Raw genomic sequence first — 25,682 nt, 5'->3', positions numbered from 1 at the left:
CCCTATGCGTTTCCGGCCTGATATGATACGCAAAATGGTATTATTGTGAAATTTTACAGCCCACACACCAGATAACAACGTGCGTCTATCTTCCATCAAATTGTCGGGATTTAAGTCTTTCGTTGATCCCACCAATTTCCAGGTGCCGGGTCAGTTGGTTGGCGTGGTTGGTCCCAACGGTTGCGGCAAGTCGAACATCATCGATGCCGTGCGCTGGGTGCTGGGCGAGTCGAAGGCGTCGGAATTGCGCGGCGAGTCGATGCAGGATGTGATCTTCAACGGCTCGACCCACCGCAAGCCGGCCGGCCGCTCGTCGGTGGAGCTGGTGTTTGACAATAACGCCGGCAAGGCCGCCGGCCAGTGGGGCCAGTATGCCGAAATCGCCGTCAAGCGCACGCTGACGCGCGACGGCACCTCCACTTACTACATCAACGGCCAGCCGGTGCGCCGGCGCGACATCCAGGATATCTTCCTCGGCACCGGACTCGGTCCGCGCGCCTATGCGATTATCGGCCAGGGCATGATCTCGCGGATTATCGAATCGCGTCCGGAAGAGCTGCGCGTGTTTCTGGAGGAAGCCGCCGGCGTCTCGAAGTACAAGGAACGTCGCAGGGAAACCGAAAACCGCCTGCACGACACGCGCGAGAACCTGCTGCGCGTCGAAGACATTCTGCGCGAACTGAATTCCAATCTGGAGAAGCTGGAAGGCCAGGCCGCCGTGGCGACCAAGTTCCACCAGCTGCAAGCCGACCAGGAAGAGAAGCAAAAGCTGCTTTGGCTGCTGCGCAAGGTGGAAGCCGAGAACGAGCAGAAAAAATACTTCCGCGAAGTCGAGCAGGCACAGAACGATCTGGAAGAGCAGACCGCCAAGTTGCGCAACGTCGAACTGTCGCTGGAGCAGATGCGCCAGTCGCACTTTGCCGCCGGCGACCGTCTGCACACCGCACAAGGCGCGCTGTATCAGACCAACGCCGAAATCGGCAGCCTGGAAGCCAAGATCAAGTTCGCGCTCGAATCGCGCACGCGCCTGCAATCGCAACTGGCGGCGCTGACCGCGCAGCGCGACCAGTGGCAGCGCCAGTCCAGCGAATACGGCGAGCAGATTGCGGAAGCCGAATTCTCGCTGGAAGAACTGGGCGCCAAGGTGGAAGAGGCGCAGATGATGGCCGAGCAAAAGGCCGAGTCGCTGCCGATGCTGGAGCAGGCGTGGAAGGAAGCGCAGACGCTGAGCACCGAGTCGCGCGCCCGCATTATGCAAGCGCAGCAACAGCTGGAGCTGGAGTCCGCGCACCAGCGCAACGCCAACAACATCCTCAACGGCCTGGCCGTGCGGCGCGAGCGTTTGCAGCAGGAGAAAAACGGTTTGAGTCTGCCGGACAGCTCGCACCTGTCCAACCTGCGCATGCAGCTGGAAGAGAAGCAGCAGGCGCTGGAAGAGCAGAACTTCGTGCTGGAAGAAGCGCTGGAGCAGCAGCCCAGGCTGGAACAGGAACGCCAGGACGCGCAGCAGCAGGTCAACGCCGAAACCGCCGCCAACGCGCAGCTGGAAGCGCGTCTGAATGCGCTGCGCCAGTTGCAGGAACGCGTGCAAACCCAGGGCAAGGTCACGCCGTGGCTGCAAAAGCACGAGCTGGAATCGCTGCCGCGCTTATGGCAAAAACTGAACATCGAAGCAGGCTGGGAGCAGGCGCTGGAATCGGTGCTGCGCGAGCGCACCTCCGCGCTGCAGATGTCGAATATCGACTGGGCCAAGGCCTTCTTCAGCGATGCGCCGCCGGCCAAGCTGGCGCTGTTTGCGCCGTCCACCGCCGTGCCCCCGGCGCCGGTGGAAGCGCCGGGCCTCAAGCCTTTCCTGAATCTGCTGAAGCTGAACGACCCAGGGCTGCGCGGTTTGCTGCAGGACTGGCTGCACAACGTCTATTTCGCCGAAGACGCGGCCGAAGCGTTTGCCGATCGCGGCAAGCTGCCGGCCGGCGGCAGCATCATCACGCGGCAAGGCCACGTCATCACCCAGGGCAGCGTGCGTTTCTACGCCGCTGACTCCGAGCAGGATGGCATGCTGGGACGCCAGCAGGAAATCGACAACATCACCAAACAGCTGCGCGCGCAGCAGATGCTGGCTGACGAGGCGCGTTCGCGCTCGGTGCGCGCGGACGCCGCCTTATCGGACCTGACGCGCCGCCTGACCGAGTACCGCGCCAAGCTGCAAAGCCTGCAGCAGTCGGTACACACGATGCAGCTGGAGGTGATGAAACTGTCCGAGGTGGAAGCGCGCTTCAACCAGCGCAGCACGCAGATCGAAGCCGATCTGGCCGAGATCACCGCGCAGGAAGAAGAGCAAACCCAGGTCAAGCTGGAGTCGGAAGAAAAGTTCGAGCAGCTGGATATGGAGCTCGGCAACCTGCAAGGCACGCACGAAGACGGCCAGACCGACTTTATGCAGAAGGAGCAGCGCCTGGCCGATGCCCGCCAGGCCTTGCGCGATCTGGAACGCGCCGCGCAGGAAGTGCAGTTCGCCGAGAAGACCCAGCGCAGCAAGATCGAGGAATTCCGCCGCAATATCGCCACCGCCAACGCGCAGGTGGCGCAGGTGACGGAGAGCCTGGAATCGGGCCGCATGGAGCTGGAAGAACTGGAGTCCGGCGAAACCAGCGATGGTCTGCAGGAGCTGCTGGACCGCCGCACGGCGCAAGAGAAGGCGCTGTCCGACGCGCGCCACGAACTCGATCAGATCGCGCAGCAACTGCGCCTGTTCGAGGAAGGCCGCATGTCGACCGAGCGCGCGTTGCAACCGCAGCGCGACAAGATCATGGAAATGCAGCTCAAGGAGCAGGCCGCGCGCCTGAACCAGGAGCAGTTTGCCGCGCAGCTGGCCGAGGTGCAGGCCGACGAGGCGGCGCTGTCGGAGAAGCTGCATCCAGAGATGAAGGCGTCCTACCTGCAAGGCGAGGTGACGCGCCTGACCAACGCCATTTCGCTGCTGGGCGCCGTCAACCTGGCGGCGCTGGACGAGCTGGCGACGGCGTCCGAGCGCAAGAACTTCCTCGATTCGCAGAACGCGGATCTGACGGAGGCGATCAACACGCTGGAAGACGCGATTGCGCGGATCGACAAGGAAACCCGCGACCTGCTGCAGGACACCTTCGACCGCGTCAACGGCCATTTCTCCGAACTGTTCCCGATCCTGTTCGGCGGCGGCCAGGCCAAGCTGATTATGACGGGCGACGAAATCCTGGACTCCGGCGTGCAGGTCATGGCCCAGCCGCCGGGCAAGAAGAACGCCACCATCCACCTGCTGTCCGGTGGCGAGAAAGCGCTGACCGCCACCGCGCTGGTGTTCTCCATGTTCCGCCTGAATCCCGCGCCATTCTGCCTGCTCGACGAGGTGGACGCGCCGCTGGACGACGCCAATACCGAGCGATTCTGCCGCATGGTCAAGCGCATGTCCGAACATACTCAATTCCTCTTCATCTCGCACAACAAGATTGCGATGGAGATGGCCAATCAACTGATCGGTGTGACGATGCAAGAGCAGGGTGTATCGCGCATCGTGGCGGTGGATATGGAATCCGCCGCAAACTTCGCTTCCGAGGCACAAGCAGCATGACAGACCTTCAAATCAGCTTACTCGCAGCCGCCGGCGTGTTTATCGCCGGCGTCTTCACATACAACAAAATCCAGGAATACAAGGCCAAGAAAAGCGTGGAACGCGCTTTCTCGACCGACCATGATGATGTACTGATGCGCACCGGCGGCGAAGAACCGCAGCTGGCGCCGACAGCAACCAACCCTGCCGCACCGCATGCGCGCCAGGAGCCAAGCTTCTCGCTGGACAGCGCCGTCCCCGGCGTCGCCGGCGGCGAAGCATCGGCTGCCGCTGCGGCGCTCGGCGCGCTGGCGGCGGACTTCACCAGTGACGATGGCGCACTGCTGAGCGTGAGCGAAGAGGAACTGGCGGCGCGCGCCAATGCGGCATCGGCTGCGGCGGCGGAACAGGCCACGGCCTTGGTCGATCCGCTGATCGACTGCCTGCTGCCGCTGGCGCTGGAAGCCCCGGCGCGCGGCGACAAGCTGCTGCCGGTGCTGCAGACGCTGCGCATGGTCGGCAGCAAGCCGGTGCACTACATTGGCAAGGCAGTCAGCGGCGACTGGGAGCCGGTTGCCCACGGCGGCGTCTATACCGAACTGCAGGGCGGCGTGCAGCTGGCCAGCCGCAGCACCGCGCTGAACGAACTGGAATACTCGGAACTGGTAACGCGCCTGCGCGCCATGGCCGACGAAATCGGCGCCGAGCCGCAAATTCCCGACATGATCGAAGTGATGGCCGAGGCCCGCAACCTGCACCGCTTTGTCGCCGGTCACGATGCGCAGCTGGGCGTCAACCTGCAATCGAACGGCGCGCCGTGGGCCATCAACACGCTGATCGGCGCGCTGGAGAAGCAAGGCTTCGACCTGCGTCCGGATGGCCGCTTCGTGATGCCGGACGGTGAGGGCGGCTTCCTGTTCTCGCTGTCGACCAATGTGACGCCGGCCGAGGAAACCACCGCGCGTCTGACGCTGCTGCTCGACGTGCCATGCGTGGCGCCGGCGCGCGACGGCTTCGGCGCCATGGTCGCTTGCGCCAAGGGTCTGATGGCACGTCTGGACGGCACCATCGTCGACGATTACAACCAGCCGCTGTCGGATGCGGCTCTGACCGAGATCGCCGGCCAGGTGCAGGATTTCTACGCCGAGATGAACGATGCGGATATTCCCGCCGGTTCCACCCGCGCGATGCGTTTGTTCAGCTAAGAAGGTCAGGTAATGACGGAAGTAGATTTTAAAACGCGCATCGAGCAACTCAGCGCGGAGCTGAACCGGCATTTGCACGCTTATCATGTGGAAGACGCGCCCACCATCCCGGACGCGGAGTACGACAAGCTGTTTATCGCGCTGCAAAAGCTGGAAGAAGAACACCCGGAGCTGGCGCTGCCCGACTCGCCGACCAAGCGGGTAGGCGCGGCGCCGCTGCCGCAGTTTGAGCAGGTCACACACACGGTTCCGATGCTGTCGCTGAACAACGGCTTCAGCGACGAGGATATCGAGAATTTCGACCGTCGCGTGCGCGAAGGTCTCGACACGGCGGCACTGGTCGAATATGCGGCCGAAGTAAAGTATGACGGCCTGGCCATCAACCTGCGCTACATCGACGGCCTGCTGGTGCAGGCGGCCACGCGCGGCGACGGCTACACCGGCGAGGACGTTACCGCCAATATCCGCACCATTCGCAGCATCCCCTTGCGCCTGAAGACCGCCAACCCGCCCGCTATCCTCGATGTGCGCGGCGAGGTGCTGATGTTCAAGCGCGACTTTGAAGCGTTGAATGCGCGCCAGCGCGAAGCGGGCCAGAAGGAATTCGCCAATCCGCGTAACGCGGCGGCGGGCAGCTTGCGCCAACTGGATTCGCGTATCACCGCCTCGCGCAAGCTGAGTTTCTTCGCCTATGGCGTCGGCGCGCTGGAAGGCGCCGAGATGCCGCTGTCGCACTCCGCGCTGCTGGACTGGTATCGCCAGCTTGGCCTGCCGGTGGCAAAGGAAGCCTCGCTGGTGCGCGGCTACGATGGCCTGATGGCGTACTACAAACAGATCGGCGACGCCCGCCCGACCATGCCGTACGAGATTGATGGCGTGGTCTACAAGGCCAATCTGCTGGCCGACCAGCGCACGCTGGGCTTCGTCTCGCGCGCGCCGCGTTTCGCACTGGCGCATAAATTCCCGGCAGAAGAAGCGCTGACCATCGTGCAGGCGATCGAAGTGCAGGTCGGCCGCACCGGCGCGATTACGCCGGTGGCGCGGCTGGCATCCGTGTTCGTCGGTGGCGTCAATGTCACCAACGCCACGCTGCACAATGAAGACGAAGTGCGCCGCAAGGACGTGCGCGTTGGCGACACCGTCATTGTGCGGCGCGCCGGCGACGTGATTCCGGAAGTGCTGGCGGTGGTGCTGGAGCGTCGTCCAACGCCGGAGCCGGCACAGTACGTGCTGCCGAAAACCTGCCCGGTGTGCGGCTCGCACGTGGTGCGCGAAGAGGGCGAGGCGATTGCGCGCTGCTCCGGTGGCCTGTTCTGCTCCGCGCAGCGCAAGGAAGCCATTCGCCACTTCGCCGGCCGCCGCATGATGGACATCGAAGGCCTGGGCGATCGCTACATCGACAGCCTGGTTGAATGGGGCAAGGTGCAGCGCGTGGCCGACCTGTATTCGCTGAAGCTGGAAGACCTGCTGGAAATGAAGCGCCTTGCCGACGAACGCGATGGCACGACGCCGGAGACGGTCGCCAAGGGCAAGATCGCCACCAAGTGGGCCGACAATCTGCTAGAAGCCATCGCTGCCAGCAAGAACCCGCCACTGGAGCGCCTGCTGTTCGCACTGGGCATCCGCCATGTCGGCGAGTCCACCGCCAAGACGCTGGCCGAGTGGCTGGGCCGCTTTGACCTGATCCGCCGCGTGCCGGCCGCGCTGCTGCGCGTGCTGCCGGATATCGGCGGCACCGTGGCCGAGTCGATCGCCGACTTCTTTGCCGAAGAGAAAAACCAGGAGGCTATCGACGCTTTGCTGGCCGCCGGCGTGGCGCCGAAAGACGAGCATCCGCCAAGCGCCAAGCTGCGCGAGAAGCTGGACCCGGTCAAGCTGATGGCGGCGCTGGCGATTCCCAAATTGACGGAACCACGCAGCAAGCAGCTGGTGGAGGAAGGCGTGACGCTGGAAGCGCTGGCCTACCTGCAGGTGTTCAACGTCTTCGGCCTGCCGGCTGCGGTGTCTGATGCGCTGCAGGCGTGGATGTCGGAACCGGCCAACCGCGCGCAAGTCAAGGCGCTGCACCTGCTGCGCAACGACCTGCTGGCGCAACTGCCGGAAACCGTGGCGGCGGAAGGCCACCTGACCGGCAAAACCTTTGTATTGACCGGCACCCTGCCGAATATGGGCCGCGACCAGGCCGCCGCGCTGATTGAAGCGGAAGGCGGCAAGATCTCCGGTTCGGTCTCGAAAAAAACACACTATTTGGTTGCCGGCGCAGACGCCGGCAGCAAGCTGGCCAAAGCGCAAGAGCTGGAAGTCACCATTCTCGACGAAGCCGGCCTGCTCGAACTCCTCGCACAAAAATAACATGACCAAAATAAGAAAAGCAGTTTTCCCGGTTGCTGGTCTCGGCAGCCGTTTTCTCCCTGCCACCAAGGCGCAGCCTAAAGAGATGCTGCCCATCGTCGATAAGCCGCTGATTCAGTACGCGGTGGAAGAGGCGGTGGCGGCCGGCATCACCGAGATGGTGTTCATCACCGGCCGTAACAAGCGCGCCATCGAGGACCATTTCGACACCGCCTATGAACTCGAAGCGGAACTGGAGGCGGCCAACAAGCGCGTGCTGCTGGACCTGGTGCAGAACGTCATTCCCAAACATATCAACTGCATCTACATCCGTCAGTCGGCGCCGCTGGGCCTCGGCCACGCGGTGCTGTGCGCGCGGCCGGTGGTGGGCGACGAACCGTTTGCGGTGCTGCTGGCCGATGACTTCATGGACACCGTCGACGGCGTCAAGCCGGTGCTGGCGCAGATGGCCGATGTGTATGAACGCGAGCAGTCCAGCATCCTGGCGGTGCAGGACGTGCCGCGCGCGGCGACGCGCCAATACGGCATCGTCAGCGCCAGCGCTTACCAGCCGAAGCTGGAACAGGTGCATGGCATCGTCGAGAAACCGATGCCGGAAGTGGCGCCGTCCACGCTGGCGGTGGTGGGACGCTATGTGCTCACGGGCCGCATCTTCAGCTACCTGGAAAATATCGGCAAGGGCGCCGGCGGCGAGATCCAGCTGACCGACGGCATCGCCGCGCTGATGAAGGACGAGCGTGTGCTAGCCTACCGCTACGACGGCACGCGCTACGATTGCGGCTCCAAGCTGGGCTACCTGAAGGCCACCACCGCGATGGGCCTCAAGCATTTGGAAACGGGCGACGAATACTGCGAGTTCCTGCGCCAGATACAGTGCGATATCAAGGGAGAAACGCGATGACCGTAAGAGAAATCCTGAAGATGGGCGATCCGCGCCTGCTGCGCGTGGCCGAACCGGTGGCCGAGTTCGATACGCCGGCGATGAAAGAGCTGATCGCCGATATGTTCGACACCATGCACGCGGCCAATGGCGCCGGGCTGGCGGCGCCGCAGATCGGCGTCAACCTGCAACTGGTGATTTTCGGCTTCAAGCAGAACGCGCGCTATCCGGATGCGCCGCAGGTGCCGGAAACGGTATTAATCAATCCGATCCTCACGCCGCTGTCGGACGAGATGGAAGAGGGCTTTGAAGGCTGTCTGTCGGTGCCTGGCCTGCGCGGCAGCGTGCCGCGCTACGTCAAGCTGCGTTATGAAGGCGTGGATGAACACCAGCAGCCGATCAAGCGTGACGTCGACGGCTTCCACGCACGCGTGGTGCAGCACGAAGTGGATCACCTGCTGGGCAAGCTGTACCCGATGCGCATCAAGGACTTCTCCAAGTTCGGCTTCACCGAGGTGATGTTCCCCGACCTCGATCCTAACGACGACGATTGAGCGCGCCGCCGATGCCCCAGTTCTCATTCCAACAAAAAGTATTCCTTGCCCTGCTGGCGTTAGTCACCATCGGCTTCATCTGGATACTCGCGCCGTATGGCGGCGCCATTTTCTGGGGTGTGGTATTGGCCATCCTGTTCGCGCCGATTTACCGCTGGCTGTTGCAGCGCACCCGCAACCGCGCCGGCCTGGCCGCCATACTGACGCTGCTGCTGATTGTGGTGATCGTCATCCTGCCGCTGACACTGGTGTCGATCTCGATCGTGAATCAGGCTGCTGCCGTGGTGCAGATGGTGCAGTCGGGTGAAATCACCGTCGCCATGTTCTTCAATAAGCTGATGGCGGCGCTGCCGAACTGGCTGGTGTCGCTGCTGGACCGCTTCCATCTGACCAGCCTCGAATATTTGCAGGCCAAGCTCACCGAAGCGGCGTCGCAAGTGAGCAAGGAAGTGGCCACGCGCGCCATCAATGCTGGCCTGTACACCTTCGATTTCCTGACCGGCCTGTGCATCATGCTGTACCTGTTGTTCTTCCTGCTGCGCGACGGCGACAAGCTGGCCAAGCGCATCCGCGAGGCGGTGCCGCTGGGCCGCAAGTACAAGCAGCGGCTGTTCCAGAACTTCACCACGGTGATCCGCGCCACGGTCAAGGGCAATATCCTGGTCGCCATCGCGCAAGGCGCCTTGGGTGGCCTGATTTTCTGGTTCCTGGACGTGAGCGCGCCGGTGCTGTGGGGTGTATTGATGGCGTTCCTGTCGCTGTTGCCGGCGGTGGGTGCGGCCATCGTCTGGGCGCCGGTGGCGATCTACTTCCTGGCCACGGGTTCCGTGTGGCAGGGCGTCACGCTGGCCGTGTTCGGCGTGTTCGTGATCGGTCTGGTGGACAATTTCCTGCGGCCGGTACTGGTGGGACAGGACACCAAGATGCCGGATTATGTGGTGCTGCTGTCCACCGTCGGCGGCATGGCGCTGTTTGGCCTGAACGGCTTTGTCATCGGTCCGGTGGTGGCGGCGCTGTTTATCGCGGCGTGGGATTTATTTGTCAACGCCAGCGAATTCCATACCGACTAGTCGTCGGCGGCCAGCAGGTCGCCGGCATTCAGTAACGCGTAGACGATGTCCGGCTTGCTGCGGAAGCAGCGGCGTAGCGCGGCCGGCAAGGCCTCGTGCGTTTTGCGGCACAGGCCGGGCTTCTCCGCCAGTTTGATCGACAGGCCCATCACCGTGCTGACGCCGCGCGCCGATGGCGTGATGGTCAGCATGATGCCCAGCAGTTCTTCCAGGCGGCGCTTGATGCGGCCCAGATCTTCGTAGGTGGCGAGGTTTTCGATGGCGGCGATCAGCTTCTTTTCTTCCTCACGCGTGAGCTGAAGTATGCGGATATCGGCGTCGTCCGATTCCCGCTCCCAGGCGTCGAGCAATGCATCGCGCCCGCACACGCAGGCGCCGGGCGGGCACTCTTTGCGGATGAGGAAGGGCAGGGCACGGGGCATGGCGCGGCTCGCGAACAGGGGGAGCCTGATTCTACTCCGCCCGCCCGGCCTTGTCAGCCCGCTTTCAGGCGCTGTTGCAGCAGCGCGAGGACGGCCGCTTCTTCCGGCCGCAGCGCGTGCAAATCTTCCTTGAGTTCCTGCTGCGCGCGGCGGCGCAGCGCGTCCAGCATGCTGCCGTCGAGGTAGGACTCGATTACCGCCGGGTGAACGTAGCACTTGCGGCAGATGGTCGGCGTATTGCCGAGCTTTTTGGACACGGATTCAATCGCCTGCACCACGTTTTTCTTGGCCTGCGCTTCGGAGTCGTATTTTTCATACTCCTTCAACGCCACCGCCGCCAGCACGGTGCCGGCCCAGGTGCGGAAGTCCTTGGCGGTGTAGTCGGCGCCGGTGATGGCGTGCAGGTAGTCGTTGACGTCGGCCGAACCGATGGCGTGCGGATTGCCGTCGTCATCCTCGTACTGGAACAGTTCCTGGCCCGGCAGGTCGCGGATCTTGCGGATGATGTTGGCCAGGCGCCGGTCCTGTACCTCGAGCGCGTGATGCACGCCGCTCTTGCCGCGGAAGCGGAACTGCACCTTGCTGCCGTCCAGCCGCACATGGCGGTCGCGCAGCGTGGTCAGGCCAAAGGATTTGTTCTCGCGCGCGTATTCCTCGTTCCCGATCCGCATCAGCGTCGCTTCCAGCAGGTAGACGATGGTGGCCAGCACCTTCTCGCGCGGCAGGCCCGGTTTGCGCAGCGCTTCGTCGACCGCCTTGCGCACCGCCGGCAGGGCCTTGCCGAAGCTGAGCATGCGTTCATATTTGGCGTCGTCGCGGTGGCTGCGCCAGCGCGGGTGGTAGCGGTACTGCTTGCGGCCGCGCGCATCGCGGCCGGTGGCCTGCAGGTGGCCGAGCGGCTGCTTGCAGATCCAGACGTCGGTCCACGCCGGCGGAATCACCAGCGATTTGATGCGGGCCAGCGTATCCTCGTCGGTGACGGCGTTGCCATCCTTGTCGAGATAGCGGAACTGCTTGCCGCGCGCCTTGCGCAAAATGCCGGGCTGGCCGTCATGCACGTAGCGCAGGCCGGCGGCGCGGGCGGCGTCCGCTGGCGCCAGGTCGGCGGCTGGAATGTCATCGCGCTTCATCGCTATCCTTGGTGGGCTGAATACGATGCATCGTACCCGGCTGTCCGGCGCTACGATGTGCGCTGGCGCACGATTAATCCATCCGCTTGAGGCGCTGGCCGACGATGCTCCACTTGCAGGCCACGCCGTCGACGGTGCCGGTCAATACCCAGCCGGTGCCAAGCTTCTCGACGCCGATATCGCATTCCAGCTCCCTGGCCAACTTTTCGGCCCAGCCCTTGGCGGCGCCCTGGCCCTTGAACAGCTCATTGCCTTCGTAGATTACGGTAGCGTCGAATACGGAGGCGGCGAAAATGGTCATGATGGTCTTCCCAAAAAATCAAGCCGCTATTGTGCCACGACTGTGACAGGCCTGGGCCGCGTCGCGGCCGCGCCACTACGTCATTCAACGTATTCCTTGAAGATTGTCGGCTAGTTAATCTTGTCTCATCCAAAACCGAACGGGGAGAGCAAGATGGGGGTGAACAAGAGGCTGCTGGCGGCGCTGGCTGCGGCGGCGGTGGGCAATGCCTGGGCCGGGGCGACGATCAATATGGGCGACGACAAGTCGGTCACGGTCGGTTTCGGCCTGCGCGAGAGCTACACCAGCGCGGACAACGGCGCGCCGGATGGCGGCCGTTCCAGCGACTTCAACCTGGACAGCGGCCGCCTGTTCTTCGGCGCGTCGCTGAACAAAAACATCAAGGGCATGTTCAACACCGAGTGGGACGGCGACAAGATCCGTGTGCTGGATGCGGCCGGGCAGTTCGCCATTTCGCCGGAACTCAATATCTGGGCCGGCCGCCTGCTGTCGCCGTCCGACCGCGCCAACATGGCCGGTCCGTACTACTCGCTGGGCGGCGGCTACTGGGCCGGCGTGGCGTCGCGCTACGGCTACAACGGCGGCATCTTCCGGGGCCGCGACGACGGCGTGGTCGTGTGGGGCAATGCCGGCGACGGCGGCCGCCTGGGCTACTCGTTCGGCGCCTTCGAGGGCCACACCTTCGGCATCGGCTCGCTGACGCAGTCGCAGGCCAAGGCGGCCGGCATCAAAGCCGACGACGCGCTGATGTACGCGGGCCGCATGCAGTACGACTTCTGGGACGCGGAGCCGGGCTATTACGGCACCGGCAATTACCTCGGCGGCGCCGACATCCTCGCCATCGGCGTGGCCGGCCGCTATCAGAAGGACGGCATCCTGACTGCCGGCGCGGTTGGCAAGTACAGCTCCTACAACGTCGACTTCCTGCTGGAGAAGCGCATCAAGGGCGCCGGCGCTTTCGCCATCGAGGCGGCCTGGTACAACTACGACACCGACGACATCATCAAGGCCGAACAGGGCAAGGCATATTCCGCCGGCGCGTCCTACATCTTCGAGCAGAAGGTCGGCTGGGGCAAGTTCCAGCCCTTCGTACGCTGGCAGAAGTTCGCCGCCGACACCAACATCGACACCAGGCAGTATGACGCCGGCGTCAACTACATCATCGACGGCTACAACGCGCAGGTCAGCGCGGTGTACTCGAAGACCAAGATCAGCAGCGTGGCCGACCAGGACAAGTTCCAGATCACGCTGCAACTTCAATACTGATTAACCACCACGGAGTTTAGCTATGCAAAATCGTCGTCATTTTATCGGCACCTTGAGCCGTATCGCCGCCGCCACCGCCTTGCTGGCGGCCGGCACGCAGGCCTACGCCGCGGACACCATCAAGGTCGGCATCCTGCATTCGCTGTCCGGCACCATGGCCATTTCGGAGACGTCGCTGAAGGACGTGGCGCTGATGACCATCGATGAAATCAACGCCAAGGGCGGCGTGATGGGCAAGAAGCTGGAGGCGGTGGTGGTCGATCCGGCCTCCAACTGGCCGCTGTTTGCGGAAAAGGCGCGCGGCCTGATCGCGCAGGACAAGGTGTCGGTGGTCTTCGGCTGCTGGACCTCGGTGTCGCGCAAGTCGGTGCTGCCGGTGTTCAAGGAGCTCAATAGCCTGCTGTTCTACCCGGTGCAGTACGAGGGCGAAGAGCTGGAGAAGAATGTGTTTTACACCGGCGCGGCGCCGAACCAGCAGGCGATTCCTGCGGTCGAGTACCTGATGAGCAAGGACGGCGGCGGCGCCAAGCGCTTCGTGCTGCTGGGGACCGACTACGTGTATCCACGCACCACCAACAAGATCCTGCGCGCTTTCCTGAAGAGCAAAGGCGTGAAGGATAGCGATATCGACGAGGTGTACACGCCGTTCGGGCATTCGGATTACCAGACCATCGTCGCCAACATCAAGAAGTTTTCGGCGGGCGGCAAGACGGCGGTGATTTCGACCATCAATGGCGACTCCAACGTGCCGTTCTACAAAGAGCTGGGCAACGCCGGCCTGAAGGCGACCGACGTGCCGGTGGTGGCGTTCTCGGTTGGCGAGGAAGAGCTGCGCGGCGTCGACACCAAACCGCTGGTGGGCCACCTGGCGGCGTGGAATTACTTCGAGTCGATCAAGAATCCGGTGAATGCGGACTTCATCAAGAAATGGAAGGCGTATGCCGTCGCCAAGAAGCTGCCGAATGCCGCCACGGTGGTGACCAACGATCCGATGGAAGCGACTTATGTCGGCATTCATATGTGGGCGCAGGCGGTGGAGAAGGCCAAGTCGACCGATACGGACAAAGTGATCGCGGCGATGGCCGGCCAGACCTACAAGGCGCCTGACGGCTTTACGCTGACCATGGATGCGACCAACCACCACCTGCACAAGCCAGTGTTCATTGGCGAGATTCGTCCGGATGGGCAGTTCAACGTGGTGTGGAAAACGCCAGGTCCGGTGCGCGCCAATCCGTGGAGCCCTTACATCCCGGGCAACGAGGGCAAGCAGAAGCTGTAACCGGAACTGCGTCAGCATGGATTCCCGCCTGCGCGGGAATGACGGTGGCGCCTTGTCGTCCCCGCGCTGATGACGGCGGGGCCTTGTCGTCCCCGCGCAGGCGGGGATCCATGGACGCTGCCGGACCCTGTATCAACTGAGGAATACGCATCTTGAAAAAAATTCTGCTCCTTGCCTGTCTGCTGTGCACGGGCCTTGCGCGCGCGGCGATCGATCCCGCCGTGCTGGCGCCGCTGGCTGGCGACGATGCCGACGCGCGCGTCGCCGCCATCGCCAGCATCGGCGCGCTCGCCACCGACGACGCCACGTGTCTGCTGACGGCGCTGCAAAGCGGCGACGTCTACACCACGCCGGACGGCAAGCTGTATATCGTCGCCGACGACAAGGCCTACAACCCGGCCACCGGCGCCACGACTGCGCTGCCCGAAGGCCTGGACGGCATCATGATCAACAACCGTTTGCGCGGCGCCGTCGAAGAGGCGCTGTCGGCGCTGAAGATGTTCTCGCCCGACCGCGCACAGCGCCTGGCCGCCGTCACCGGACTGCAAAAGAGCACCACGCTGGCGCAAGCGCCGTTGATCGAGAAAGCGCTGGCGAAAGAGCAGGACGCCGAGATCCGCGGACTCCTGCGCCTGGTCGCCGCCACCGCCAACCTGCAATCGCCGCAAGCCGCCAAGCGCAAGGCCGCCGTCGAAGCGCTGGCCGACAGCAGCAACGCCAACCTGCGTCCTGCGCTGCAAACCATGCTGGCCAGCGACCCGGACCAAGGCGTGCGCATCGCCGCCGCCCATACGCTGCAGGCGCTGGATAGCCGCCTGGCGCGCACCGAATTTGTCGGCAACCTGTTTTACGGCGTTTCGCTGGGCAGCGTGCTGCTGCTGGCGGCGCTGGGCCTGGCCATTACCTTCGGCCTGATGGGCATCATCAACATGGCGCACGGCGAGCTGCTGATGATCGGCGCCTACACCACCTACCTGTGTCAGATGGGCTTCCGCCGCTGGGCGCCGGATGCGCTGGACTGGTACCTGGCCGCCGCGCTGCCGGCTGCCTTCATCGTCACCGCGCTGGTCGGCATTGCGCTGGAGCGCACCGTGATCCGCTGGCTGTACGGCCGTCCGCTGGAAACGCTGCTGGCCACCTGGGGCATCAGTCTGATACTGATGCAGGCGGTGCGCACCATCTTCGGCGCGCAGAACGTGGAAGTGGCCAATCCGGCGTGGATGTCCGGCGGCGTGACGGTGCTCGGATCGCTGGTGCTGGCCTACAACCGCATCGCCATCATCGTATTTGCCGCGCTGGTGGTGGCGGGCGTGTGGCTGATCCTGAACAAGACGCGCCTCGGTCTGTTTGTGCGCGCCGTGATGCAGAACCGCCGCATGGCTGGCTGCGTCGGCGTCTCCACCGCCAAAATCGACATGATGACTTTCGGCCTCGGTTCCGGCATTGCCGGCCTGGGTGGCGTGGCGCTGTCGCAGCTGGGGAATGTGGGGCCGGACCTGGGCCAGGGCTACATCGTCGACTCCTTCATGGTGGTGGTGCTGGGCGGCGTCGGCCAGCTGGCCGGCACGGTGATCGCCGCGCTGGGGCTGGGCGAAGCGAACAAATTCCTGGAGCCGGTGGCTGGCGCGGTGCTGGCCAAGATCGCCATTCTGGTGTTCATCATCATCTTTATCCAGAAGCGCCCGCAAGGGCTGTTCGCCATGAAAGGCAGGAGCGCTGAATGAATCATCCCTCGTTATTTTCGCGCCGGGCGTGGACGGGTATCGTCGCCTGCACCGTGGTGCTGGCGGCGCTGCCGCTGCTGAATCTCTTCTTCGCCGACGGCCATGCGCTGCATGTGCCGAGCTACCTGGTTAGCCTGATCGGCAAATTCATGTGCTACGCGCTGGCGGCGCTGGCGCTGGACATGGTGTGGGGCTATGCCGGCATCCTGTCGCTGGGCCATGGCGTGTTCTTCGCGCTGGGCGCCTATGCGCACGGCATGTACCTGATGCGCGCCATTGGCCGCGAAGGCGTGTATCAGAGCGACCTGCCGGACTTCATGGTGTTTTTGGACTGGAAAACCTACCCGTGGTTCTGGAGCGGCACCGACAGCTTCTGGGTGTCGCTGGCGCTGGTGGTGCTGGTGCCGGGCGTGCTGGCCTTCGTGTTCGGGTTCTTCGCCTTCCGTTCGCGCATCAAGGGCGTGTACTTCTCGATCATCACGCAGGCCATGACGTATGCCTTCATGCTGCTGTTCTTCCGTAATAACACCGGGTTTGGCGGCAACAACGGCTTCACCGACTTCAAGCGCATTCTCGGCCATTCGATCAGCGCGCCCGGCACCAAGGCCACGCTGTACCTGGTGACGCTGGCGGTGCTGCTTGGCGCGCTGCTGCTGTGCCGCTGGATCGTCACCTCCAAGCTGGGACGCGTGCTGCAGGCGGTGCGCGATTCGGAGTCGCGGCTGATGTTCATCGGCTATAACCCGCTGTGGTTCAAGCTCTTTGTGTGGACGCTGTCTGCGGTGCTGTGCGGGATCGCCGGCGCGCTGTATGTGCCGCAGGTGGGCATCATCAACCCGTCCGAAATGTCGCCGGCGAATTCGATCGAGATGGTGATCTGGGCAGCGGTCGGCGGGCGTGGCACGGTGCTCGGTCCCATCATCGGCGCCTTCTCGGTGAATGGCCTGAAAAGCTGGTTCACCGGCGCCTTCCCGGACCTGTGGCTGTTTGCATTGGGCTTGATCTTTATCCTGGTAACGCGCTATCTGCCGCGCGGGCTGGCCGGGCTGGTACGCAAGGAGCAGGCATGACTTTGAACGATGCGCGCATTGCGCAAGAAGGGCTGGATACGACGCACGGCGCGATCCTGTACCTGGAAGAGATCAGCGTGGTGTTCGACGGCTTCCGCGCACTGAATAAACTGAGCCTGGATATTTCGGTTGGTGAGCTGCGCTGCATTATCGGCCCGAACGGCGCCGGCAAGACCACCATGATGGACGTCATCACCGGCAAGACGCGGCCGACGTCCGGCACCGCGTACTTCGGCCAGACCATGGACCTGAGCCGCATGAGCGAGCACCAGATCGCGCACGCCGGCATCGGCCGCAAGTTCCAGCGGCCGACGGTGTTCGAGCAGCACACGGTGTTCGAGAACCTGGAGCTGGCCATGAAGCTGGACAAGCGCGTGCGGCCGACGCTGTTCGCGCGGCTGTCGTCCGAACAGCGCGGCAAGATCGACGAGATCCTCAAGCTGATACGCCTGAACGGCAGCGAGCGGCGGCTGGCCGGGCTGCTGTCGCACGGCCAGAAGCAGTGGCTGGAGATCGGCATGCTGCTGATGCAGGAACCGCAGCTGATTTTGCTGGACGAACCGGTGGCCGGCATGTCCGACGCTGAAACGGCGCGCACGGCGGAGCTGCTGAACGAATTGCGCGGCAAGCATTCGATCGTGGTGGTCGAACATGACATGGCCTTCGTCACCGAGATCGCGCAACAGGGCGTGGTGACGGTGCTGCATGAAGGCGCGGTGCTGGCGCAGGGCCGCATGGAAGAAGTGCAGGCCGATGAACGTGTGATTGAAGTCTATCTGGGACGCTGACGCTATGCTGCAAGTGGAAAAAATCAACCAGTACTACGGTTCCTCGCATACCTTGCGCGGCGTGTCGCTGGAGCTGGAAAAGGGCAAGTGCATGGCGCTGCTGGGTCGCAATGGCGTTGGCAAGACCACGCTGCTCAAGTGTTTAATGGGCGTGCTGCCGGTATCGGGCGGCAGTGTGAAACTGGAGGGGCGCGATATCACCAAGCTGGCGCCGCACCAGCGCGCGCGGGCCGGTATCGCCTACGTGCCGCAGGGCCGCGAGATCTTCGCCCGGCTGACGGTGGAGGAAAACCTGCTGATGGGCCTCGCAACACATAGCGGCAAGAAGGCGCACACCATCAAGGGAGAGGTTTACGAACTGTTTCCGGTGCTGAAGGAGATGCTGCACCGGCGTGGCGGCGACCTGTCCGGCGGCCAGCAGCAGCAACTGGCGATCGCCCGCGCGCTGCTGGCGGAGCCGAAGCTGATCATCCTCGACGAGCCGACCGAGGGTATCCAGCCGTCGATCATCAAGGACATCGGCAACGTGATCCGCCTGCTGCGCCAGCGTGGCGACATGGCGATCCTGTTGTGCGAGCAGTACTTCGACTTCGCGCACGAGCTGGCGGACCAGTTCATGGTGCTGTCGCGCGGCGAGGTGGTGGCGTCTGGCGCGCAGGCGGTGATGAATGACCCGGAAGTCAAGCGCCATCTCGCCGTCTAATGCGTCTTGAAGAAGTTGCGGGTGATGGCGTCCATTTCGCCGGTGTGCTTCATCTGCGAGATGGCGTTGTTGAACTGCTTGACGAAGTCTTGCTTGTAGGCGTACTTGCCGTTATCACGGTCGGTGAAGCCGAGGAAGCCTTGCTTCACCGCGATCACTGCCGCTTCGGCGACGCCGGCGTGCATACCGCCTTCATCGTATTTGCCCTGGACCTTGAGCTGGTTGAGCGTCCATTGGATCGACAGGCGGTCGTTGATGTAGCAGTCGATGCGCCGCAGTCCCAGCTTGACGATATTGGTTTCGCTGTCCTTGGCTTCCTCCACACGCAGCTGGCGGGCGCGGACGGCCTGGTCGAACGCTTCGCCGCCGACGATGAAGCCGGCGTTGTTGCCGATGGTGAGGCCATAGAAATCCTGCGGCCAGCGCGTGCGCGGCTTGGCGGCCAGCACGTCCTTGCGGCAGACCGCCACCACGTGTTCCTCATAAAGCGGCAGCGAATACGGCCAGGTCCACGGCTCGTCCTTGGTGTTCATATAGGGCGGGTAGAGGGCGAAGCCGGTGCCGGTGCGCAGCAGCGCCATGCCGCGCTTCCAGGGCACGGGCTGGATCTCGACTTTGTAACCCTGCATGTGGCCGACGGCGGCGCGCACGATGTCGTAATACAGGCCGGCGGGCTTGCCGTCTTTTTCGTAGGCGTAGGGCGGATAGCCGGCGTCGGCGTAAATCGTGACCGGAATGTCGGCCGCCTGCGCGCTTGCGCATAGCACAGAAATCAATGAAGTCAGCCAGAAGTTCATGCCAGCGATGCTAACATGATCGTCAGGAATGGAGATAACTTCCCGCCCATTCCATGATCTGGGCACTGGTGTATAACAACAGGCCGATCATGCCGCCCACCAGCGTGCCGTTGACGCGGATGAATTGCAAGTCCTTGCCGATATTGAGTTCGATCTGGCGCGACAGGTCCTGGTTGTCCCAGGCTTTGACGGTGTCGCTGATGTGGCGCGTGAGGAAGCCGGAAAGGGCCGGCGCCAGCGTGCGGGCCATGCCGGCCATGTGCTGGTTGAGCGAGGCGCGCATGCCGGGATGGCGCAGCAGTTCTTCGCTGAGCCACTGGCTGGCCTGGATCACGCCGTCGTTCAGCTTCGACTGGCCGCTGGCGATATCGGCCTTGATCCAGTCACGCACGCTGCCCCACAGGTCCGCGACGTAGTTGTTGAAGGTGTCGCCGTCCCGCAGGTAGCGCTTGAATTCCTCGCCGCGGGCGATGAAGGCGGGGTCGGATTCCAGCCGCACCAGGAAGCGCTGCACCATGTCGTCGAACTTGATGCGCAGCTTGTGATCGCGGTCGGCGGCGACATCGAGCATCAGGTTGTTGAGCGCCTTGGCGATCATCGCCGCGCCGTTTTCGCTGATCCATTCTGTCGGCAGCACCAGCTCCATGGCGGCGTGCTCGCGCTTCAGCCAGGCGACGATCTGGCCGGCGATAACGTCGCGCGTGGCAGGGCGGTTGATCACGCCCATCAGCGCCACCATGCCGTCGTCCAGCAGTTCCTGGTGGCGGCCGTCCCTGGTCAGCGTTGCCAGCAGCGAGCCTAATGAGCGCGACATATCCAGCTTGCCGATGGCGGAATTGAGCGCGTCGCGCAGCAGCTGCTGGATGCGGGCGTCGTCCACGGTGGCCAGGATTTCTGGCAGCAGTTGCAGCAGGTGGCTGGCGAGGTAGTTGCGGTTGGCCGGCTCCTTCAGCCATTCGGCCACGCTGGTGGCGGGATCAGTGCGGAGGATCACCGCCGCCAGCGATTCCGGCTTGAGGAATTTGTCCTCGACGAAGCCGGCCAGGTTGTCGGCGATGCGCTCCTTGTTATTCGGGATGATGGCGGTGTGGCGTGAAATGAAGGGGATAGGCACTTTGCGAAACAGCGCCACCACGGCGAACCAGTCGGCCAGCGCGCCGACCATGGCGGCCTCGGAGACGGCGCGCAGGCCGTCGGTCCACACGCCGCGCGGCATTAGCGAAGTGACGACAAACACCGCGGCTGCCGCGGCCAGCAGCGACAGCGCCAGCCGCTTGGAGCGTTTCAGTTCTTCTTCCTTGGTCATGTCCCGCCACCCCCCGAGTCGATCATCAGGGCAGTGTATGCCAAAGATGCCCCGTAGCGGCGCTAGCGTGGATGTTTTACGCGGTTGACCCGGCCGGGCGGGCGCCACGCCTGCCATGTTTTTTTGCTTTGCCGTGTTTGCGGCCGTGTTTGCGGCCTTTTGTGGCCGCGACGGCGACGGCGACGCGCTGCGCGCTCGGCCGGGCGGACCGGCTGGCGGCGGCCGGCGGCTCTGCGGCGACATAATCGGTGCCGGCGAACACGCGCGCGATAGCGGCTTTTTGCTTCGCCCGGCAGACGTCGGCCAGCACCCACCGCTCATTACCGGGGAAGCGTAGCCAGACGGCTTTCCATGCATTGCGGTTGCCGCTGCCGTGCAGGTTGGCAAAGCCCGAGGGCGTGAGTGTCAGATCGCCGGATTTGATCTCGGTGCCGGTGACGGTGGCGAAGTAGGGTTGGCCGCCAAAGCTGGCACGTAGCCGGGTGCCCTCCGGTAGATAAACCTGTTTCCATTGATAGCCGGCGCCGCTGGTGGTACTGGTCTGCTCCTGCGCGGGGGCGGCCGGAGGATGCATGTAGCGGCGGATGGCGTCGCAGATGATGGGTTCCAGTTCCCAGCTGTTCCAGCGAATGCCGGTGAGTTCGCTCAGTTCCACCAGCAGGTCAGCGGGCAGGCGCGTGGGGAATTGAAGGGTAGACATGGGCGTCTCCTAAAAATGGGTTTTACTAAAAGCTGCTAGCTCCTGCTATGCGGTGCGAGAGCGCTCTAACGCTTACTAAAGTTAGAGTGGCAGCACGGCTTTTAGTTCGCCAAACGGTCCGTTAGCACGAAATAGTAGTGGCTACTATCAGCTAGTACGGTTTAGGCAATTTTAGTAAAGCGACCAAAAATGACACCTCCTTCGCAGGTCCCCCAGCGTGCAGCGAGCCAACCGGCTGGCGTACCGGCGTCTCGTCTTCTTCAGGAGCGTTCTATTCTCGCGAGGGCCACGGAGGCGGCGGAGGTGCGGGTTTCTACGCCGAGTTTGACGAAGACGTGTTCCAGGTGTTTGTTGATGGTGCGCGGGCTGGTGCCGAGGATGTCGCCGATGTCGCGGTTGGTCTTGCCCTTGATGACCCAGTTGAGCACTTCCGATTCGCGCTGCGTCAGCTTGAAGGAGGCCATCAGTTTTTCGATTTGCGTGGTGTCGGATTCTTCGCGCAGCACGATCATCCACTGTTCGTTTTCGCTGAACTCCTCCGCCGAAAAGATCAGGCGGCGCGCGCCGCGCGCCAGCATCAGCGGCGGATGCGACAAACCCTGGCTGTGCGCCAGCTGCGTCGCCTGCAGCCACGCCGGCAGTTCGGCGTCGACCTGATAGCCCTGCATCAGCGTGCGCGCCAATGGCGTTTGCCACACCACCTTGCCGTCGCGCGGCGTCATGGCGATGACGGCGTTGCCGAAGGCGTCCAGCGCGCTGCGGGCCTGATCGACCAGTTTCGCCGTCTGCAGGTGGGCGGCGATGCGGGCCAGCACCTCGCTGGTGCGCAGCGGCTTGGTGACGTAGTCGTTGCCGCCGGCGGCAAACGCGGTGACCACGTGTTCTGCCTCGGTCAGTCCGGTCATGAAAATCACCGGGATGTGGCGCGTGGCCAGATTGGCTTTCAGCTGGCGGCAGGTTTCAAAGCCGTCCATGCCGGGCATAATGGCGTCTAGCAGGATGATGTGCGGCTGCGCCTCGGCGGCACGCAGCAGCGCCGCTTCGCCGTTGTTCGCCACCAGCACCGTGAAGCCCGATTCGTCCAGCGCGTCGTGCAGCACCGCCAGATTCTCCGGGACGTCGTCCACCACCAGCACAAGGCCGGCGTCAGTGTTGAAGTTCATCGTTGTTGTTCTCTCTGACAAAATCCGCCATTGCGTCCAGCTGGAAGCGGGCGGCAAAGTTGCGCATGGTTTGCGTGAAGTGCTGGTAGCGCGGATCGAGCGCGCCGATTTCGTCCAGCTTGTTCTGGATGCCGCGCACGTAGCCGATGCGTATCAGCTCGCGCAGCGAGGTCATGACGGCGGCCGGCGGGAACACCAGCAGCGGCGGCGCAGCCGGGGCAATGGGTGCCGCCTGCGCCTGCGTGATCCACTCCAGCGACAGCCGCGCGCCGATCCAGTCCAGCAGCTCGCCCACGTTGACCGGCTTGATGAAGAAGTCTTCGGCGCGGATGCCGGCCGGATTGTCCATGCCCTTGTCGAAGGCGTTGGCCGAGACGATGGCGATCGGCACCCCCGACATCTGCTTGCGGCGCAGGATGTAGCTGGCTTCCCAGCCATCCATGCCCGGCATGGCGAGGTCCATCAGGATCAGGTCCGGCTGGAAGCTGGCGTACAGGTCCAGGCACTCCAGTCCCGACGCCGCCTGCGCCACGTCAAAGCCCAGCGGTTGCAGGATATTGTGCAGCAGTTCGCGGTCGACGTTTTCGTTATCGACCACCAGGATGCGGCGGCGCGGGCCGCGATAGCCGCTGCGTTGCCGCGCCTCGCCAGCCAGCAACGCGTCGCGCGTGGCGCGGCCGGACGGCACGTGCACGCTAGGCAGGAATAGCCGCACCTGGAAGGTGCTGCCTTGTGGCGTGGTGCGCACTTTCAGTTCGCCGCCCATCAACTGCGTCAGCATGCGCGCGATCGGCAGGCCAAGGCCGGTGCCGCTGGCGTTGGCCTGCGCGCTGGCGCTGCCGCGCGAGAACGGCTCGAAGATATGGTCTATCTCTTCCTGCAGGATGCCCGGACCGCTGTCCTCGATTTCCACCGACGCCATTTCGCGCGCATATTGCAGGCGCATGACGATGCCTCCGTGGCTGGTGAACTTGACCGCGTTGCCGAGGATGTTGATCAGGATCTGGCCCAGCCGCTTGCGGTCGGCGCGCACGCAGGCCGGCAGCACGCCGGTCAGCTCGTAGCGGAAGCTCAGGCCCTTGTTGGCCGCCTGCAGTTCAAACATGCGCACCACCTGGCCGATGAAATCGGGGAAGTCCAGCTCCTTCATGTCGAAGTTGAATTTGCCGCCCTCGATGCGGGCGATATCCAGCGTGCCTTCGATCAGCGACAGCAGGTGCTCGCCGCTGTTGCGGATCACGCGCACCGCCTGCTGCCGGTGCGCTGGAATGGCGGGATCGTTGTCCAGCAGTTGGGCGTAGCCGAGGATGGAATTGAGCGGCGTGCGGATCTCGTGGCTGATGCCGGCGATGTAGCGGCTCTTGGCCTGGTTGGCCAGGTCGGCGGCCTGTTTGGCCTGTTGCAGCTGGGCGTCGGTCTGCTGGTGCAGCTCGATCTCGCGCGTCAGCAAACCGGTCTGGCGGTTGGATTCTTCCTGCGCCACGCGGCGGCTTTCGCTGGTCAGCACCAGCCACCAGGCGACGATGCCGCTGACCAGCAGCAGCGCCGCAAAAATCTTGAAGAACACCAGCCGCAGTTGCGGCAGCAGCGCCTCGGAGCCGGGCGGCAGCACCGACTGCTCGTGGTAGTAGATCAGCCCAAGCAGCGCGCCGAGCGACAGCACGGTGACGATCATCAGCAGCAGGTAGTGTCCCAGCCCGCTGCTCAGGTAGCGCCACAGCGATTGCGGCAGCAGTGCGCGCATCGCTTCCTGCCACTGCACGGCGACGCGCGCGTGCGGCTTGCAGGTGTCGTTGCAGCGCGCGTCCAGGCAGCAGCACAGCGAGCAGATCGAACCCTGGTAGGCCGGGCAGTGCGCCATGTCCTCGGCCTCGTACTCCTTCTCGCAGATCACGCAGGTCTTGCTGTGGATGTGCTCCGGCTGGCGCGCCATGTAGTATTTGCCGCGGGTGGCGAGCGCGATCAGCGGCGAGGCCACGAACGCCGTCAGCAGCGCGATGAAGGCGGAGAAGGCGTGCGCCTGCTGGCCGAACAATCCCATGAAGGCAGCGATCGACAGGGCCGATGCCAGCAGCATGGCGCCGACGCCGACCGGGTTGATGTCGTACAGGTAGGCGCGGCGGAACTCGATGCCTTTCGGGCTCAGGCCCAGCGGCTTGTTGATCACCAGGTCCGCCACCACCGCCGTTATCCACGAGATGGCGATGTTGGAGTACAGTCCCAGCACCTGGTCCAGCGCCTGGAACACGTCCAGCTCCATCAGCAGCACCGCGATCAGCGCGTTGAACACGGCCCACACCACGCGGCCCGGATGGCTGTGCGTCAGCCGCGCGAAGAAGTTGGACCACGCCAGCGAACCGGCATAGGCGTTGGTCATGTTGATCTTCACCTGCGAGACCACCACCAGCAGCGCGGTGGCCGCCAGCGCCGCCTGCGGCTGCGAGAACACCAGGCCGAAGCCGGCCAGGTACATATGGGTCGGATTGACCGCCTGCTCCAGCGGCACCGCCAGGCTGATGGCCAGATACGCCAGCAGCGCGCCGCCCAGCATCTTGGCGATGCCCAGCACGATCCAGCCGGGACCGGCCACCAGCACACCGAGATGCCAGCGCAGCCGGTTCTCACGCGTCTGCTGCGGCATAAAGCGCAGGAAGTCGACCTGCTCGCCGATCTGCGTGATCAGCGCCACGCCGACTGCCGTCGCCGCGCCGAACATCAGCACATTGAACTGGCCGTTGGCGCCGTCGCGGCCGGCGTAGTGCAGCAGTTCGGCCGGCAGCTCCGGGCGCTTGAGCCAGATGGCGATGAAGGGCAGGGCCATCAGCACCAGCCACACCGGCTGCGTCAGCATCTGGATGCGGCTGATCAGCGTCACACCGTGCGTCACCAGCGGGATCACCGCCAGCGCGCTGACCAGGTAGCCGAGCCACAGCGGCAGGTGGAAATACAGCTCCAGCGCATAGGCCATGATGGCCGCTTCCAGCGCAAACAGGATGAAGGTGAACGAAGCGTAGACGAACGACGAAATGGTCGAGCCGATGTAGCCGAAGCCGGCGCCGCGCGTCAGCAGGTCCATGTCGACGCCGTAGCGGGCGGCGTAGTAGCTGATCGGCAGGCCGGTCAGGAAGATGATCAGGCCGACCGCCATGATGGCCCACAGCGCGTTGATGAAGCCGTAGTTGACGCTGATGGTGCCGCCGATCGCTTCCAATACCAGGAAGGAGATGGCGCCGAAGGCGGTATTCGAGACGCGGAACACCGACCACTTGCGGAAGGCGCGCGGCGTGAAGCGCAGCGCGTAATCCTCGATGGTCTCGTTGGCCACCCAGGTGTTGTAATCGCGGCGGATTTTGACGATGCGCTGGGTGGTGGTCATAAAAAAAGCA

The 25,682-nt window shown here is 63.8% G+C and carries 20 protein-coding genes; 12 read left to right on the top strand and 8 right to left on the bottom strand.

Annotation, left to right across the window (positions count from 1 at the left end; translation table 11 throughout):
• Positions 1–79 precede the first annotated feature (79 nt).
• The 6 genes from smc to GTP55_RS17615 are packed head-to-tail and all read left to right on the top strand — an operon-like array spanning position 80 to position 9,647.
• Positions 80–3,607 carry a chromosome segregation protein SMC gene (smc, locus tag GTP55_RS17640; RefSeq protein ID WP_161046173.1) on the top strand — a complete coding sequence of 1,176 codons (3,528 nt, stop codon included), beginning with the start codon at positions 80–82 and terminating at the stop codon, positions 3,605–3,607.
• Positions 3,604–4,791: a cell division protein ZipA C-terminal FtsZ-binding domain-containing protein gene (locus GTP55_RS17635; RefSeq protein ID WP_161046172.1), complete on the top strand. Its 1,188-nt coding sequence runs from the start codon at positions 3,604–3,606 to the stop codon at positions 4,789–4,791. Before smc ends, GTP55_RS17635 begins: the two co-directional genes overlap by 4 nt.
• Before the next feature lie 12 nt (positions 4,792–4,803).
• Positions 4,804–7,143 (top strand): NAD-dependent DNA ligase LigA, encoded by a 2,340-nt coding sequence (ligA, locus tag GTP55_RS17630; protein ID WP_161046171.1) that lies wholly within the window; start codon positions 4,804–4,806, stop codon positions 7,141–7,143.
• Position 7,144: 1 nt separating this feature from the next.
• On the top strand, positions 7,145–8,044 hold the full coding sequence (gene galU, locus GTP55_RS17625) for a UTP--glucose-1-phosphate uridylyltransferase GalU (protein ID WP_161046170.1): 900 nt from the start codon (positions 7,145–7,147) through the stop codon (positions 8,042–8,044).
• The gene (gene def / locus GTP55_RS17620; protein ID WP_161046169.1) at positions 8,041–8,577 is read left to right on the top strand and encodes a peptide deformylase; all 537 of its coding nucleotides are present in this window, start codon (positions 8,041–8,043) and stop codon (positions 8,575–8,577) included. The genes galU and def overlap by 4 nt, the downstream gene beginning before the upstream one ends.
• Before the next feature lie 11 nt (positions 8,578–8,588).
• Entirely contained in the window at positions 8,589–9,647 is a 1,059-nt protein-coding gene (locus GTP55_RS17615) for an AI-2E family transporter (protein ID WP_161046168.1), read from the top strand.
• Here GTP55_RS17615 and GTP55_RS17610 read toward each other — a convergent pair.
• From GTP55_RS17610 to GTP55_RS17600, 3 genes are all read right to left on the bottom strand, one after another.
• Complete coding sequence (locus GTP55_RS17610; RefSeq protein WP_161046167.1) at positions 9,644–10,069, bottom strand: hypothetical protein; 426 nt, start codon at positions 10,067–10,069, stop codon at positions 9,644–9,646. The two genes, GTP55_RS17615 and GTP55_RS17610, sit on opposite strands and share 4 nt — an antisense overlap.
• A gap of 53 nt (positions 10,070–10,122) precedes the next feature.
• Positions 10,123–11,199 carry a DNA topoisomerase IB gene (locus GTP55_RS17605; RefSeq protein ID WP_161046166.1) on the bottom strand — a complete coding sequence of 359 codons (1,077 nt, stop codon included), beginning with the start codon at positions 11,197–11,199 and terminating at the stop codon, positions 10,123–10,125.
• Between the two features lie 73 nt (positions 11,200–11,272).
• On the bottom strand, positions 11,273–11,500 hold the full coding sequence (locus tag GTP55_RS17600; RefSeq protein WP_161046165.1) for a hypothetical protein: 228 nt from the start codon (positions 11,498–11,500) through the stop codon (positions 11,273–11,275).
• A gap of 153 nt (positions 11,501–11,653) precedes the next feature.
• Here GTP55_RS17600 and GTP55_RS17595 point away from each other — a divergent pair, with 153 nt between their 5' ends.
• The 6 genes from GTP55_RS17595 to urtE all read left to right on the top strand — a co-directional run bounded on the left by GTP55_RS17595 (position 11,654) and on the right by urtE (position 18,330).
• Complete coding sequence (locus GTP55_RS17595; protein WP_229258020.1) at positions 11,654–12,766, top strand: porin; 1,113 nt, start codon at positions 11,654–11,656, stop codon at positions 12,764–12,766.
• A gap of 22 nt (positions 12,767–12,788) precedes the next feature.
• Positions 12,789–14,045: an urea ABC transporter substrate-binding protein gene (urtA, locus tag GTP55_RS17590; protein ID WP_161046164.1), complete on the top strand. Its 1,257-nt coding sequence runs from the start codon at positions 12,789–12,791 to the stop codon at positions 14,043–14,045.
• 143 nt (positions 14,046–14,188) lie between these two features.
• A complete protein-coding gene (gene urtB / locus GTP55_RS17585; protein WP_161046276.1) occupies positions 14,189–15,769 on the top strand; it encodes an urea ABC transporter permease subunit UrtB in 1,581 nt (526 codons plus the stop codon).
• Positions 15,766–16,839 carry an urea ABC transporter permease subunit UrtC gene (gene urtC / locus GTP55_RS17580; protein WP_161046163.1) on the top strand — a complete coding sequence of 358 codons (1,074 nt, stop codon included), beginning with the start codon at positions 15,766–15,768 and terminating at the stop codon, positions 16,837–16,839. Before urtB ends, urtC begins: the two co-directional genes overlap by 4 nt.
• Positions 16,836–17,627 carry an urea ABC transporter ATP-binding protein UrtD gene (gene urtD, locus GTP55_RS17575; protein WP_161046162.1) on the top strand — a complete coding sequence of 264 codons (792 nt, stop codon included), beginning with the start codon at positions 16,836–16,838 and terminating at the stop codon, positions 17,625–17,627. Before urtC ends, urtD begins: the two co-directional genes overlap by 4 nt.
• Positions 17,628–17,631: 4 nt before the next feature.
• Positions 17,632–18,330: an urea ABC transporter ATP-binding subunit UrtE gene (urtE, locus tag GTP55_RS17570; protein WP_161046275.1), complete on the top strand. Its 699-nt coding sequence runs from the start codon at positions 17,632–17,634 to the stop codon at positions 18,328–18,330.
• On the opposite strand, the gene GTP55_RS17565 is transcribed toward urtE, so the two are convergent.
• From GTP55_RS17565 to GTP55_RS17545, 5 genes are all read right to left on the bottom strand, one after another.
• Entirely contained in the window at positions 18,327–19,127 is an 801-nt protein-coding gene (locus GTP55_RS17565; protein WP_161046161.1) for a substrate-binding periplasmic protein, read from the bottom strand. The genes urtE and GTP55_RS17565 overlap by 4 nt on opposite strands.
• Before the next feature lie 22 nt (positions 19,128–19,149).
• A complete protein-coding gene (locus GTP55_RS17560) occupies positions 19,150–20,433 on the bottom strand; it encodes a DUF445 domain-containing protein (RefSeq protein WP_161046160.1) in 1,284 nt (427 codons plus the stop codon).
• Positions 20,434–20,509: 76 nt separating this feature from the next.
• Positions 20,510–21,133, bottom strand: coding sequence for a hypothetical protein (locus GTP55_RS17555; protein ID WP_161046159.1), 624 nt, complete (start codon positions 21,131–21,133; stop codon positions 20,510–20,512).
• A 260-nt stretch (positions 21,134–21,393) separates the two neighbouring features.
• Positions 21,394–22,296 carry a response regulator transcription factor gene (locus GTP55_RS17550; protein WP_161046158.1) on the bottom strand — a complete coding sequence of 301 codons (903 nt, stop codon included), beginning with the start codon at positions 22,294–22,296 and terminating at the stop codon, positions 21,394–21,396.
• The gene (locus GTP55_RS17545; protein WP_161046157.1) at positions 22,280–25,672 is read right to left on the bottom strand and encodes a hybrid sensor histidine kinase/response regulator; all 3,393 of its coding nucleotides are present in this window, start codon (positions 25,670–25,672) and stop codon (positions 22,280–22,282) included. Before GTP55_RS17545 ends, GTP55_RS17550 begins: the two co-directional genes overlap by 17 nt.
• Positions 25,673–25,682 lie beyond the last annotated feature (10 nt).

Origin of the sequence: Duganella margarita (assembly GCF_009857535.1) — a bacterium.
Lineage (GTDB): Bacteria > Pseudomonadota > Gammaproteobacteria > Burkholderiales > Burkholderiaceae_D > Rugamonas > Rugamonas margarita.
Note: the sequence above shows the minus strand (reverse complement) of the source record. Positions and strands in the feature narration are given on the sequence as shown.